Source organism: Streptomyces sp. NPDC039424 (assembly GCF_055639495.1).
The window spans coordinates 21,154-34,032 of record NZ_JBVKAI010000009.1 but is presented as its reverse complement, the minus strand read 5'-3'; the positions used below and the strand labels follow the sequence as shown (position 1 = coordinate 34,032).

General features: G+C 71.8%; 11 protein-coding genes. 4 read left to right on the top strand and 7 right to left on the bottom strand.

Going from position 1 to position 12,879, the window contains the following annotated elements:
- Positions 1-81 precede the first annotated feature (81 nt).
- Together ACZ7L0_RS22855 and mltG are read left to right on the top strand one after the other, a co-directional pair.
- Complete coding sequence (locus ACZ7L0_RS22855; protein WP_471244356.1) at positions 82-1,911, top strand: ABC transporter ATP-binding protein; 1,830 nt, start codon at positions 82-84, stop codon at positions 1,909-1,911.
- A gap of 63 nt (positions 1,912-1,974) precedes the next feature.
- On the top strand, positions 1,975-2,934 hold the full coding sequence (gene mltG, locus ACZ7L0_RS22850; protein WP_471244355.1) for an endolytic transglycosylase MltG: 960 nt from the start codon (positions 1,975-1,977) through the stop codon (positions 2,932-2,934).
- 12 nt (positions 2,935-2,946) lie between these two features.
- Here mltG and ACZ7L0_RS22845 read toward each other — a convergent pair whose 3' ends face one another.
- The 6 genes from ACZ7L0_RS22845 to ACZ7L0_RS22820 form a co-directional block, all read right to left on the bottom strand.
- Positions 2,947-4,023 (bottom strand): NAD(P)-binding domain-containing protein, encoded by a 1,077-nt coding sequence (locus ACZ7L0_RS22845; protein WP_471244354.1) that lies wholly within the window; start codon positions 4,021-4,023, stop codon positions 2,947-2,949.
- Between the two features lie 42 nt (positions 4,024-4,065).
- Positions 4,066-5,214, bottom strand: a complete 1,149-nt coding sequence (locus tag ACZ7L0_RS22840) for an LLM class flavin-dependent oxidoreductase (protein WP_471244353.1) — start codon at positions 5,212-5,214, stop codon at positions 4,066-4,068.
- 1 nt (position 5,215) lies between these two features.
- Positions 5,216-6,247, bottom strand: coding sequence for an ABC transporter substrate-binding protein (locus ACZ7L0_RS22835; RefSeq protein ID WP_471244352.1), 1,032 nt, complete (start codon positions 6,245-6,247; stop codon positions 5,216-5,218).
- 85 nt (positions 6,248-6,332) lie between these two features.
- Positions 6,333-7,082, bottom strand: coding sequence for an ABC transporter ATP-binding protein (locus tag ACZ7L0_RS22830; RefSeq protein WP_471244351.1), 750 nt, complete (start codon positions 7,080-7,082; stop codon positions 6,333-6,335).
- Entirely contained in the window at positions 7,055-7,930 is an 876-nt protein-coding gene (locus tag ACZ7L0_RS22825) for an ABC transporter permease (RefSeq protein WP_471244350.1), read from the bottom strand. The genes ACZ7L0_RS22830 and ACZ7L0_RS22825 overlap by 28 nt, the downstream gene beginning before the upstream one ends.
- Before the next feature lie 145 nt (positions 7,931-8,075).
- Entirely contained in the window at positions 8,076-8,159 is an 84-nt protein-coding gene (locus ACZ7L0_RS22820) for a putative leader peptide (RefSeq protein ID WP_349817350.1), read from the bottom strand.
- A 122-nt stretch (positions 8,160-8,281) separates the two neighbouring features.
- On the opposite strand from ACZ7L0_RS22820, the gene ACZ7L0_RS22815 reads away from it, so the two are divergent.
- A complete protein-coding gene (locus tag ACZ7L0_RS22815; RefSeq protein WP_471244349.1) occupies positions 8,282-8,704 on the top strand; it encodes a secondary thiamine-phosphate synthase enzyme YjbQ in 423 nt (140 codons plus the stop codon).
- 368 nt (positions 8,705-9,072) lie between these two features.
- Positions 9,073-11,235: an ATP-binding SpoIIE family protein phosphatase gene (locus ACZ7L0_RS22810; protein ID WP_471244348.1), complete on the top strand. Its 2,163-nt coding sequence runs from the start codon at positions 9,073-9,075 to the stop codon at positions 11,233-11,235.
- A 63-nt stretch (positions 11,236-11,298) separates the two neighbouring features.
- On the opposite strand, the gene ACZ7L0_RS22805 is transcribed toward ACZ7L0_RS22810, so the two are convergent.
- Complete coding sequence (locus tag ACZ7L0_RS22805; protein ID WP_471244347.1) at positions 11,299-12,483, bottom strand: beta-ketoacyl-[acyl-carrier-protein] synthase family protein; 1,185 nt, start codon at positions 12,481-12,483, stop codon at positions 11,299-11,301.
- Between the last annotated feature and the right edge of the window lie 396 nt (positions 12,484-12,879).

Genomic DNA, 12,879 nt, shown 5'->3' with positions numbered 1-12,879 from the left:
AGTATAGGTAACAATGAGCTACGATCCGTCAGTCATCGTCGGCCGACCCGTGCCGACACCCGCTCACCACCGTAGGAGCCCATGCATCCCGACCGTGAAACCTCCTGGACACCGCCTGCCGACGCCAAGGAACAGCCCCGGCAGGTGCGCCGCATCCTGAGGCTCTTCCGCCCCTACCGCGGCCGGCTCGCGATCGTCGGCCTGCTGGTCGGCGCCGCGTCCCTGGTCTCGGTGGCCACGCCGTTCCTCCTCAAGGAGACCCTGGACGTCGCGATCCCCGAGGGCCGCACCGGCCTGTTGAGCCTGCTCGCGCTCGGCATGATCCTCAGCGCCGTCCTCACCAGCGTCTTCGGCGTCCTGCAGACGCTGATCTCCACGACGGTCGGCCAGCGCGTCATGCACGACCTGCGCACCGCCGTCTACGGCCGCCTGCAGCGCATGTCGTTGGCCTTCTTCACCCGCACCCGCACCGGCGAGGTGCAGTCGCGCATCGCCAACGACATCGGCGGCATGCAGGCCACCGTCACCTCCACCGCCACCTCCCTGGTCTCCAACCTCACCAGCGTGGTCGCCACGATCGTCGCGATGGTCGCGCTCGACTGGCGGCTGACCGTCGTCTCACTGCTGTTGCTGCCGGTGTTCGTGTGGATCAGCCGCCGGGTCGGCAACGAACGCAGGAAGATCACCACCCAGCGCCAGAAGCAGATGGCCGCGATGGCCGCCACGGTCACCGAGTCGCTCTCCGTCAGCGGCATCCTGCTCGGCCGCACCATGGGCCGGGCCGAGTCGCTGACGGCCTCCTTCGCGGAGGAGTCCGAGCGGCTGGTCGACCTGGAGGTGAGGTCCAGCATGGCCGGCCGCTGGCGGATGGCCGTCATCACCATCGTCATGGCCGCCATGCCCGCCGTCATCTACTGGACCGCCGGGACGGCCCTCCAGATGGGCGGCCCGCGGACCTCGCTCGGCACGATCGTGGCCTTCGTCTCGCTTCAGCAGGGCCTGTTCCGCCCGGCCGTCAGCCTGCTGTCGACCGGGGTGCAGATCCAGACCTCGCTCGCGCTCTTCCAGCGCATCTTCGAGTACCTCGACCTGCCCATCGACATCACCGAGCGGGAGGATGCGGTCCACCTCGACCGCGTGAAGGGCGAGGTCCGTTTCGCGGACGTCGAGTTCCGATACGACAACCCCGACGGCACGGACGGCACCGACACCGCGGTCCGCCCGGTCCTCGCCGGCATCGACGTCACCGTCCCGGCCGGGAGCAGCCTGGCGATCGTCGGCCCGACCGGCGCGGGCAAGTCCTCGCTCGGCTATCTGGTGCCCCGGCTGTACGACGTCACCGGCGGCCGGGTGACCCTGGACGGCGTCGACGTCCGCGACCTGGACTTCGACACCCTGGCCCGCGCGGTCGGCGTCGTCTCCCAGGAGACGTACCTCTTCCACGCCTCGGTCGCCGACAACCTCCGCTTCGCCAAGCCGGACGCCACCGACGAGGAACTGCACGAGGCGGCCAGGGCGGCCCAGATCCACGACCACATCGCGGCGCTGCCCGACGGCTACGACACGGTCGTCGGCGAACGCGGCCACCGCTTCTCCGGCGGCGAGAAGCAGCGTCTGGCCATCGCCCGCACCATCCTGCGCGACCCTCCGGTCCTCATCCTCGACGAGGCGACCAGCGCCCTGGACACCCGTACGGAGGCCGCCGTCCAGGAGGCCATCGACGCCCTGTCGGCCAACCGGACGACGCTCACCATCGCGCACCGTCTGTCCACCGTCCGGGACGCCGACCAGATCGTGGTCCTGGAATCCGGGCGGGTGGCCGAGCGGGGGACGCACGAGGAACTGCTGGAGCTGGACGGGCGGTACGCGGCCCTGGTCCGCCGGGACGCGCAACTGGAACCGACAAGATGAAGATGCGCAGTGGTATAGGCTGATTTACCCGGTTTGGAGTGATATGCGGGTTACCGTGCCCGCATGCTGACGAACACTCCGCCGCGGAGAACGATCCGACTGACACGACGGGGCCGTATCGCCCTCGTCGTGACCGGCGCCGTCCTGGCCGGCACCGCCGTGGCGGTGCCGCTGCTGATCCTGGGGGAGGACGGGGACGCCCGGCCCGCGACCCTGGTGATCCCGGAGGGTTGGCGCGCGAACCAGGTCTACGACGCCGTCGACAAGGCGCTCGCCCTGCCCGCCGGCACCACCCGGAAGTCCATCGGCAAGGCCGCCCTGCAGCTGCCGAGCGACGCCCAGGGCAACCCGGAGGGCTACCTCTACCCGGCGACGTACCCGCTCGACGAGAAGGCGACCCCGGAGTCCGTGCTGCGGTCGATGGTCGGCACCGCCAACCAGAGGTTCAACGGGGCGCCGCTCGCGGCCGGCGCCCAGCACAACGCGATGAACGTCTACCAGGCGGTCACCATCGCGAGCATCATCCAGGCCGAGGCCTCCTCCAAGGCCGACATGGCGAAGGTGGCCCGGGTCGTCTTCAACCGGCTGGAGCGCGGCATGCCGCTGCAGATGGACTCCACCATCAACTACGCCCTCAACCGCCGCACGGTCCGGACGACCTCGGAGGACACCCGGATCGAGAGCCCCTACAACTCCTACCAGCGCATGGGCCTGCCGCCCACGCCGATCGACAACCCGGGCGAGGACGCGATGCGCGCGGCGGTCAACCCGGCGCCGGGCGACTGGCTGTACTTCGTCACGGTCAAGCCCGGCGACACCCGCTTCACCGCCGACTACGCCGAGCACCAGCGCAACGTGGCCGAGTTCAACGCGCTGCAGGCGAGCAAGGGGCCGCAGCCGCCGAGCGGGAGCCCGGGCGTGCCGCAGCCCCAGAGCCAGGTCCCGCAGCAGCCCCCGCAGCCTCAGAGCCAGGTCCCGCAGCAGCCCCCGCAACCGGGTCAGGTCACGCAGCCCCCGCGGTGAGCCGGCGGGACGTCACGCGGCGAGCGGCCGCGAGGCCGGCAGCCGCCTGATGTCCCGTACGGCCGCGCGCCCCGCCCGGTTGGCGCCGACGGTGCTCGCCGACGGCCCGTACCCGACGAGATGGACGCGTGGATCGGCGACCGCGCGGGTCCCCTCGACCCGGATCCCGCCGCCCGGCTCGCGCAGCCGCAGCGGCGCGAGATGGTCGAGGGCGGCCCGGAACCCGGTCGCCCACAGGATGACGTCGGCGGTCACCCGCCGCCCGTCGCTCCACTCCACCCCGTCCGGGGTGATCCGGTCGAACATCGGCAGCCGGTCCAGCACCCCGTCCCGCAGCCCCTGCCGGATCGCGTCGTTGAGCGGCAGCCCCGTGACCGAGACCACGCTCCTGGGCGGCAGCCCCTGCCGCACCCGCTCCTCCACCAGCGCGACCGCCGCGCGGCCCACGTCCTCACTGAACGGCCCCTCGCGGAACACGGGCGGGCGCCGGGTGACCCAGGTGGTGGCGGACGCGTACGGGGCGAGCTCCAGCAGGTGCTGGGTGCCGGACGCGCCCCCGCCCACCACGACCACCCGCTGCCCGGCGAACTCCTCGGGCCCCGCGTACTGCGCGGTGTGCAACTGCCGCCCCCGGAAGGTCTCCTGACCGCGGTAGCGCGGCCAGAACGGCCGGTCCCAGGTGCCGGTGGCGTTGATCAGCGCCCGCGTCGACCACGTACCGTCCGAGGTCTCCACCAGCAGCCGCCCGCCGTCGCCCTCGCGCACGGCACGGACGTCGACCGGCCGCCGTACCCGCAGGTCGAAGGCCTGCTCATAGGTGGCGAAGTACTCCCCGATGACCTCGGCCGACGGGCGGGCCGGATCGGTGTCCGTCAGTTCCATCCCCGGCAGCGCGTGCATCCCGTGCACCTTGCCGTACGTCAGCGAAGGCCACCGGAACTGCCAGGCGCCGCCCGGCGCGGGGGAGTGGTCGAGGACCACGAAGTCGCGGTCCGGCGCGAAGCCGGTGCGCCGCAGGTGATAGGCGCTGGACAGACCCGCCTGTCCAGCGCCCGCAACGACCACCTCGACCTCACGTGTGCTGTTCACGTCTGTGCGAACACCGCGCCGGCCGGGGATCTTCCCGCCCGCTCAGCGTCCGCCCGCCACCAGGAGCGGCGCCCCGCGCCCGGTGTCCGCGCGGTCCAGCAGCCCGCGCGCCGCCAGCTCGGGGATCACGCCCTCACCGAACCAGTAGGCCTCCTCCAGGTGCGGATACCCGGAGAGCACGAAGTGCTCCACGCCCAGCGCGTGGTACTCCTCGATCCGGTCGGCCACCTCGGCATGGCTGCCGACCAGCGCGGTGCCCGCCCCGCCCCGGACCAGGCCGACACCCGCCCACAGGTTGGGGTGGATCTCCAGCCGGTCGCGCGAGCCGCCGTGCAGGGCGAGCATCCGCCGCTGCCCCACCGACTCACTGCGGCCCAGCGCCGCCTGCGCGGCGGCGACCGTGTCCGCGTCGAGGTCGTCGAGCAGCCGGTTCGCGGTCCGCCAGGCCTCGGCGGAGGAGTCCCGGGAGATGGTGTGCACCCGGATCCCGAACCGGAGCGTGCGCCCCTCCCGCTCCGCCAGCGACCGGATCCAGTCGATCTTCCCCTTCACCTGTGCCGGAGGCTCGCCCCAGGTCAGGTACACATCGGCATGCCGTGCCGCGACCGGACCGGCCGCCTCGGAGGACCCCCCGAAGAACAGCTGCGGCAGCGGGTCCGGCGGCAGCGCGGTCAGTCCGCCGTCGACCTGGTAGTGGGTGCCGTGGAAGTCGTACGGCTCTCCCCGCCACACCCCGCGGACGACCGACAGGAACTCGTCGGTGCGGGCGTAGCGCCGGTCGTGGTCGAGGCGGTCGCCGAAGCGCCGCTGCTCGGCCGAGTCGCCGCCGGTGACCACGTTGAGCAGCAGCCGTCCGCGGGTGAGCCGCTGGTAGGTGGCCGCCATCTGCGCGGCCAGCGTCGGGGAGACAAGCCCCGGCCGGAACGCCACCAGGAACTTCAGCCGTTGGGTGTGCTGGGCGAGCGCCACCGTGGTCAGCCAGGCGTCCTCGCACCAGGTACCGGTCGGTGTCAGCACCGCCTCGAAGCCCAATTGCTCGGCCGCCTTGGCGATCTGGGCCAGGTACTCGAGGTCGGGGGCGCGTACCCCGCTGACCCGGCGCGAGGTGTCGTTGGCGGCGTACGCGTGCCGGTCCACGAGGGTGCGGCCGTCGCCGCCCGTCGGCAGGAACCAGTGGAGCCGTACCGTCATGTCACTGCCCCTTCGAGGGGCGGGGCGCGGTGGTCGACGCGGGCAGGTCGCCGTTGTAGCGCTCGTCCACGAAGTCGTTGAAGTCGACCTTGCGCGGGATCAGCTTCAACTGGGTGAAGGCGTCGGCGATCTGCTGCTCGGAGGCGACGAGCGGCTTGTCGACCGCGACGGCGACGCGGGTGCCGTTGGTGCGCTTGACCGAGGCCAGCGCCGTCTCGTAGGGCAGTCCGGTGTCCTTCGACCAGACCTTGGCCCACTCCTCCTGATGGGTGTAGACCCACACCTGCGCCCGCCGCAGTCGGGCCAGGTAGTCCTTGATGGCGGCGGCCTTCTTCGGATCCTTCAGCGCGGCGGGCGCCGCCACCTGGAAGGTAAGGCCGTTGGTGATGCCGTCGCCGGTGGTGAGCACCCGGCCCTGCTTGGCCTGGAGCACCTGCGAGGTGTACGGGTCCCACACCGCCCACGCGTCCACCTTGCCGGAGGTGAACGCGGCCAGCGCGTCGGCCGGCTGGAGGTACTTCACCTTCACGTCGCTCAGGCTCAGCCCCGCCTTCTTGAGGGAGGCGACGAGCTGGTAGTTCGCGGAGGAGCCCTGCGCCACCGCGATCGACTTGCCCTTCAGCTGCGCGGGGCTGGTCAGCTTGGAGTTCTCCGGTACGAGGATGGTGTCGCCCTTGGACGTGCCGTGCCAGGCCGCCACCACCGAGATCTTCGAGCCCGCGCCGGCCGCGAAGACCGGCGGGGTGTTGCCGACGCCGCCGACATCAACGGCCTTGGCGTTGACCGCCTCCAGCAGCGGCGGGCCGGAGGTGAACGTGGACCACTTGATCTTGTAGTCGAGGTTGTCGAGCTCGCCGGCGGCGCGCAGGATCGCCTCCGAACCGCCCTTCTGGTCACCGACGTTGAGGGTGAGCGAGCCCTTGCCGTCGGTACGGCCGCCGGAGCCGGTGCTGGCGGCCGAGTTCCCGCCGCAGGCGGTGAGCAGCAGGGCGAGGGGGAGGAGCAGTGCGGCGGGGACGAGGGGGCGTCGCATGGGGTTTCCGTTCATGTCGGGGATTGCGAAAGACGAGAACTGCGAAAGACGGGCACTGCGAAAGGTGGAGTGGGGGACGGGAAGTTCAGGCGGCTTCGGTGGCGGTGTCGACACCCAGCCGTTCGAGGAGCCCGGCGCGCAGTTCGGCGAAGCGGGGGTCGGTGATGTCGCGCGGCCGGTCGAGGTCGATCCGCTGCTCGTGCGCGATGACGCCGTCGTCCATCACCAGGACGCGGTCGGCGAGCAGCACGGCCTCCTCGACGTCGTGCGTGACCAGCAGGACGGCGCAGCCGCGGCGCTGCCACAACTCCCCGACCAGCCGCTGGGCCTTGATACGGGTGAGGGCGTCGAGCGCGCCGAACGGCTCGTCCAGCAGCAGCAGATCGGGCTCGCGCACCAGGGCCCGGGCGAGCGAGGCACGCTGCGCCTCGCCGCCGGACAGGGTCTTCGGCCAGGCGTCCACCCGGTGACCGAGCCCGACCTCGTCCAACGCCCGTTCGGCGACGGCACGTTCGGGCCTGCCGGGCAGGCCGAGCAGTACGTTGCGCCACACCCGCTTCCACGGCATCAGCCGGGGCGCCTGGAACGCCACCGCCCTGCGGCGCGGCACCAGTACGGTGCCCTCGATCTCGCGGTCCAGCCCGGCGAGGATGCGCAGCAGAGTGGACTTGCCGCAGCCGCTGCGGCCGAGCAGGGCGACGAACTCGCCCGGGCGGATGTCGAGATGGAGGTCGTCGATGACCGCGCGGCCGTCGAAGGAGCGGGTCAGCCCCTCGACACGTACCGCTGACGGGGTGGTCACGGGGCTCACCGTCCGGTGAACGTCGGTCGCCATTGCAGCAGCAGCCTTTCGAGGGAGCGGACGACGAAGTCGGCGAGCAGGCCGAGGAAGGCGTAGACGATCAGGCAGACCACGATCACGTCGGTCCGCAGGAAGTCCCGCGCCTGCACCATCAGGAAGCCGATGCCGGAGTCGGCGTTGACCTGCTCGGCGAAGACCAGCGCGAGCCAGGAGATGCCCAGGGAGTAGCGCAGTCCGGTCAGCGCCCCGGGCAGGGCGCCCGGCAGCACGACGTGCCGCACCAGCCCCCACCGCGACAGGCCGAGCGACTCCCCGGCCTCGATCAGTTGGGCGTCGACGCCGCGGATGCCGGCGTACACGTTGAGGTAGAGCGGGAAGGTCACGCCGAGCGTGATGATGGCGATCTTCGGGGCCTCGCCGATACCGAACCAGATGATGAACAGCGGGATGAGACCGACGAACGGCACGGTGCGCAGCATCTGCACCGGCGCGTCGACGAGGTCCTCGCCGATCCGGAACAGCCCGGACACCAGGGCGAGTCCGGTACCGATCGCGGTGCCCAGCAGCAGTCCGGCCGCGACCCGCTGGAGCGAGGTGCCCATCGCCGAGGTCAGCGACCCGTCGGCGATCAGATCCCGGGCGACCTGCGCGATCCGGCCGGGCGAGGCGAGTACGTCCGAAGTCAACACGCCGGTGCTGCTGAGGAGTTGCCACAGGGCGAGCAGCAGCAACGGGCCGGTGGTGCGGCGCAGCCAGCGGGGGACGCGGGTGTGGCGGGCGGCGGATGCGGGGACGAGGGGGTGGAGGTCGGGTGCGGCGACCCCGGAGCTTTCCGGAATGTCGGATTTGCTGAGGCCGGGCGGGGCATGACTGATGCTCATGGGTGCTCCACGGAGGGGGGAGAGCGTCCGGTGCGGAAGAGGGGGCCGACCGATACGCCTCGGCACCGTCACGTCATGAGCAGGTCAGACGGACGGACAAGGCTAGGCGCAGGCGGAAGGTGAGGCAGAGAGCGGGAAAAGGGCGTCAGCAGCCGCGGCGACACGCGGCGGAGGCCACCCGCAGCAGGTCGATGTGACCGCGCGTGGTGAGCAGGGCTGAACGCAACATGCGGCCGAAAGTAGCCACTCGGCGAGCAGACGGTCAACGGTGTCTCGCGGAATGGACCCCAAGTATCGCCTGTCGGTCGGTCGGTGAGGTGTGAAACCCGGCGTATGGGTCAGGATGGGGGCATGTCAGATGCCTTCACCACCCGAGTGCTGAACGTCGCCACCGGTTCCCGGGAGCGCGTCGTCGACCTCACCCGCGACTGCGAGGCCTTCCTGGGCGAGGCGGCGGCCGGCCGCGACGGCCTGCTGAACCTGTTCGTCCCGCACGCGACCGCGGGCATCGCCATCATCGAGACGGGCGCCGGCAGCGACGACGACCTCCTGGCCGCCCTGCACACCCTGCTCCCCGCCGACGACCGCTGGCAGCACCGCCACGGAAGCCCCGGCCACGGCCGCGACCACGTCCTCCCCGCGATCGTCCCGCCCCACGCGACGCTGCCGGTGATCGGCGGGCGGCTGGAGCTGGGGACATGGCAGTCGGTGTGCCTGGTGGACACCAATAAGGACAATGCCGACCGTCAGGTGCGTCTGTCGTTCCTCGGGTAGTTCCGAGGCGGTCACGACCGCGGGGACGGCTTCCGGCCGTACCACGAGGTCGCCGCGCTGCTCCCCGCCGTCGACGCCGGACCTACGGTCCCCTTCGAGCCCTGGAGCTGCGACGCCTGGGACGCGGGGGGAGGGGCTGCGGGGGTCATCGCTTCGGGCTCCTGGCGGGCGACGGCCCCGGCAAGGGGAGCACGACCCCATCGGCCGCGGCATCCCCCCTCTGTCCGCGTTCACCGCGCGATTCGCCGGTGTGGGCGAAGCGACCCCCGGTGTTATTCAATGAGGTGTGCGGTCAGGGATCTCGGGGCCCCGTCGCACGGGTCCGAGTACGGCCCCGGCGCTGCGCCGGGGATTGCCGAGAGAGCCCCATGGACTCCACACCCTCTCCCTCGTCCTCTTCGCCGTTCGACCTGGTCAGTAGCGCCCTGGGGCGCTACATCCCGCGCGGCGGAGCGGTAGCGGCCGCCGGTCCTGCCGACACGCAGGGCGACCGCACCACCCGCCCACGCGTACCCGACAACCCGGCAGCCGGCCGTCAGGATCAGATTCTCGGCGTGGTCAACCTGGACGGGGATCTGAGAATCACCCGCTGCAATCTGGACGCCCCCGTGTTCGCGGGCCTGGACGCCGTGGCCGGGAGCCCCTTCGTCGATCTCCTGCCCCCCGGGGACGTACCGACGGTCACACGGCGGTTGCGGCAGGTCCTGGAGACCGGTGAGGCGCACGTCGCCCGGATCCAGCGCCTGCGGCGCGGCGACGGGTCGGAGCTGGTGGTCTCGCTGAGCATCCTGCCCGCCGCGGTGCCTCAGGAGGGCCTGACCGTCTCCCTGATCGCCATGGCCAGGAGGCTGCACCTGTACGCCGCCGAGACCGCGATCGGCACCTCGCTGGACATCGGCGAGACCGCGCAGTCGCTGGCGCAGTCCCTGCTGGCTTGGGGAGACGTGGCCGCCGTCGACCTCGACTTCGCCGTGTGGACGGGCGAGGGAGTCACCCGGCAGGGACAGGGGCGCATCCGGCTACGGCGGGCGGCCCTGGTGCCGGATAGGGCGTGGCCCGTGGGGTACGTGACTCCGGGCGACGATCTTCCCAGCGACGCTAGTCGCCTGCTGGCACAGGCGGTACGGCGGGACGACGCCCCGCAGGTCATCGTCATACCCGACCGGGAGGCGATCGAGCGGGTCCTCGGCAGCCCGCGAGTGATGCGGGCCCTGGTGCCCGGTGACCGGTCGGCGGGTGTGGCGTGCATACCGCTGGTCCTGGACGGCGCGCCGCCTGTCGTGCTGGGCCTGGCGGAGGTCTGGCGGCGGGCGGACTGCCCCTTCCGCGACAGCGAGCTGTTCGACCTGCAGGAACTGGTGGCCAGGACCGCCCATCACGTCGACCTGGCCCGTCAGCACCAGCGCGAGCACACGCAGGTGCTGGCGTTGCAGCGCCGGCTGCTGCCCCGGACCGGCGGCGACACCATCGAGATCGCCAGCGTCTACCACCCCGCCACGCCCGACAGCGCGGGCGTCGGCGGCGACTGGGTGAACAGCTTTCCGCTGCCGGACGGCCGTACCGCGCTGGTGGTCGGTGACGTCGTCGGGCACGGCCTGGGAGCCGCGGCAACCATGGGCCAGCTGAGCATGGAGGCCCGCGCGCTGCTGTCCGCGGGGCTGGCGCCCGACGAGGTGCTGGAGCACCTGGACGAGACCGTGTCGATGCTGGACGACGCGGACTCCGGACTGGCGGCCGGCTACAGCGCCCTCGGGTCGACCTGCTGCATCGCCCTCTACGACCCGGTCAGCCACCATGTGGCGCTGTCCAGCGCCGGCCACATCCCCCCGATCCTGGTGTCCCCGGACGGGCACGCGGGCCCGCTCGCGGTCCGCCCTCATCCCGGCCTGGGCGCCGAGTTCGCGCTGCGGGAGCCCTTCGGCGTGCACACGTTCGGCGCACCCCCGGGCTCCTTGCTCGCCCTCTACACCGACGGCCTGGTGGAGGACCCGGCCGTGTCGATCGACGAGGGCATCGGCAGGCTGGCGGACGCCGTGTCCGAGGTGCACCCCTGGGACGCCCTGCAGCAGGCCGCACGGCGCGTCGTCTCCGCGGTGGCGCCCGTGCGCCAGCGCGACGATGTGACCCTGCTGCTCGCGCGGATGATCGGCTACCGCAAGGGGGACACCGCGACCTGGCGGCTGCCCGCCCGCGACGACGCCCCCGCCCGGGCCCGCGCACAGGTCTCCGCGCTGCTGCGGCAATGGCGCACCAGGGACGACACCCGGGACAATGTGCTGCTGCTGGTCAGTGAGCTGGTCACGAACGCGGTGCGCTTCGCCGCCGGTCCCGTCACGGTACGGCTGATCAGGACCGGTCACGGCCTGCTGTGCGAGGTGGGCGACACCGGCAACGGCAGGCCACGTCTGGGCCGGGGCGGCCTCCTCGACGACGGCGGTCGTGGCCTGCACATCGTGCACAGGCTCACCACCCGGTGGGGGGTGCGGTGGACGGACACCGGCAAGGTGGTCTGGGCGGAAGTCGTGAGGTGACGCGGCTGCGGGGCGGGGGCGCGGCCGGTGTACGGGAGCGGGTACGGGTGGCGCGGGCTCGCACTACAGCCACTCTCCTTCCAGCGCGGTGGCGGTGAGGCCCGGTGCCGCCGCGTACAGGACGGCGCGACTGCCCGGCTTCTGCCCGGCGTCGTGCGCCCGCCGCATGATGTCGAACACGGCGGCGCCTCCGCGGTTGCCGCTGGTGTAGCTGTCCCGGCTGTACTCCAGCAGCCCCGACGGCCACGCCTCGGGCATCGTCTGCTCCATGTACTCCAGCACCCGGGTCCCGCCGGGGTGCGCCAGCAGCACGTCGGGGTGCCAGGAGTCGGGGTCGTCCTGGTAGCGGACGCGCAGCCACTCCCACATCGCGGTGACCGTCTCCTGTACGGCGCGCGGCCCGCGCCGGTCCATCACGAAGTGGGTGCCGTCCGCCCGTGTATCCAGACGGTGCAGGTCCTGGGTGCCGGGCAGGGTGTGGTGCCAGGCGGCGTCCAGCCGCAGCATCGACTCGCGCCTCTGGCGGCCCGTGACCACCACGGCGACCGCGGTGTCCGCGAACAACAACCGGACGATCAGGGACTCGAGAGTGTCGTCCGCGGGCTGATAGGTCGTGCTCAGCGCCTCCGCGATCACGACCAGGACCACCCGGTCGGGGTCCGCGGCCACGAGATCCGCCGCCAGCGCCAGGGAGCGCGTCCCCGCTATACAGGCCCACTGCGTGGCCGGCAGCAGCATCACGTCGTTGCGCAGCGGGAGCTTGTTGGCCAGGGCGATGTCCAGACCCGGCAGTGCCGGGGTGGTGGAGTGGCTGGTGATCAGGCAGTCGATGTCCGCGGCGTCCAGCCCGGCGATCTGCAGGGCCCCGCGCGCCGCCCGCTCCCCGTAGGACTGCACGGCCTCCCAGGCCGGCCCGGTGCGCTCCTGGACGGTCTGCGGCGCGGGTATCGCCTCAAGCGCGGCGATCACGCGGTCCACGTCCTGCTGGGTGAACCCGTCTCGCGCCAACGCCTCTTGGGCCGCCCCGACGCCGACGCCCCGCAGGCCACCGCCGTTGCCGGGCGCGACCGCGGCCTCCAGCGGCAGCATCCACCCGCGGGTCTCGATGCCCGTGCCGGCCGCGATGCCGTCGATCCGCGGCGCCCACGCCGCGTGCGGATGCCGCTCGCGCACCTCCGCCACGATCTGGCTGGTTTTCACGGCGTGCTCCCCGTGTATCACGGCAGGAGGACAGAGGTAAGCGGCCATAATGCGGCACCTTTCCAGAGGAAAAAGCGGGAATGTCGCGAATGCTGTGTCATGGGTCACTTTGATACTTCGCGCCCAAGAGGTTGCCGATGAGCTCCACTTCGGGAGTCGGCATCCGTTTCGAGCATGGGCAATAAAAGGACATTTCCGCTGTGATGCAGACAACTTAGCCAGCCCTCAGAATGCGTGACACGGCACACACCGCTGAAACAGGGGCCTCAGAGAACGGCTCCGCAACCCTTACTTGACCTACCGTCAGCCAGGACGGCTACCTGGTCAGTGCCGCCGGAGCCGGGCGACACCCCTGGCGGCACGGGCCACTCGACCACGGAGACTCTCCGCGACAGGGAAAGGCCCCAAGGAGGGCGTCAAGGGAGGCGGCGACATCCATGTCGG

Excerpts from the sequence above, each read along its gene's own strand:
- ACZ7L0_RS22855 (WP_471244356.1), top strand. The coding sequence starts at position 82 with ATGCATCCCGACCGTGAAACCTCCTGGACACCGCCTGCCGACGCCAAG.
- mltG (WP_471244355.1), top strand. The coding sequence starts at position 1,975 with ATGCTGACGAACACTCCGCCGCGGAGAACGATCCGACTGACACGACGG.
- ACZ7L0_RS22840 (WP_471244353.1), bottom strand. The coding sequence starts at position 5,214 with ATGACGGTACGGCTCCACTGGTTCCTGCCGACGGGCGGCGACGGCCGC.
- ACZ7L0_RS22835 (WP_471244352.1), bottom strand. The coding sequence starts at position 6,247 with ATGCGACGCCCCCTCGTCCCCGCCGCACTGCTCCTCCCCCTCGCCCTG.
- ACZ7L0_RS22830 (WP_471244351.1), bottom strand. The coding sequence starts at position 7,082 with ATGGCGACCGACGTTCACCGGACGGTGAGCCCCGTGACCACCCCGTCA.
- ACZ7L0_RS22825 (WP_471244350.1), bottom strand. The coding sequence starts at position 7,930 with ATGAGCATCAGTCATGCCCCGCCCGGCCTCAGCAAATCCGACATTCCG.
- ACZ7L0_RS22820 (WP_349817350.1), bottom strand. The coding sequence starts at position 8,159 with ATGTTGCGTTCAGCCCTGCTCACCACGCGCGGTCACATCGACCTGCTG.
- ACZ7L0_RS22815 (WP_471244349.1), top strand. The coding sequence starts at position 8,282 with ATGTCAGATGCCTTCACCACCCGAGTGCTGAACGTCGCCACCGGTTCC.
- ACZ7L0_RS22810 (WP_471244348.1), top strand. The coding sequence starts at position 9,073 with ATGGACTCCACACCCTCTCCCTCGTCCTCTTCGCCGTTCGACCTGGTC.
- ACZ7L0_RS22805 (WP_471244347.1), bottom strand. The coding sequence starts at position 12,483 with ATGGCCGCTTACCTCTGTCCTCCTGCCGTGATACACGGGGAGCACGCC.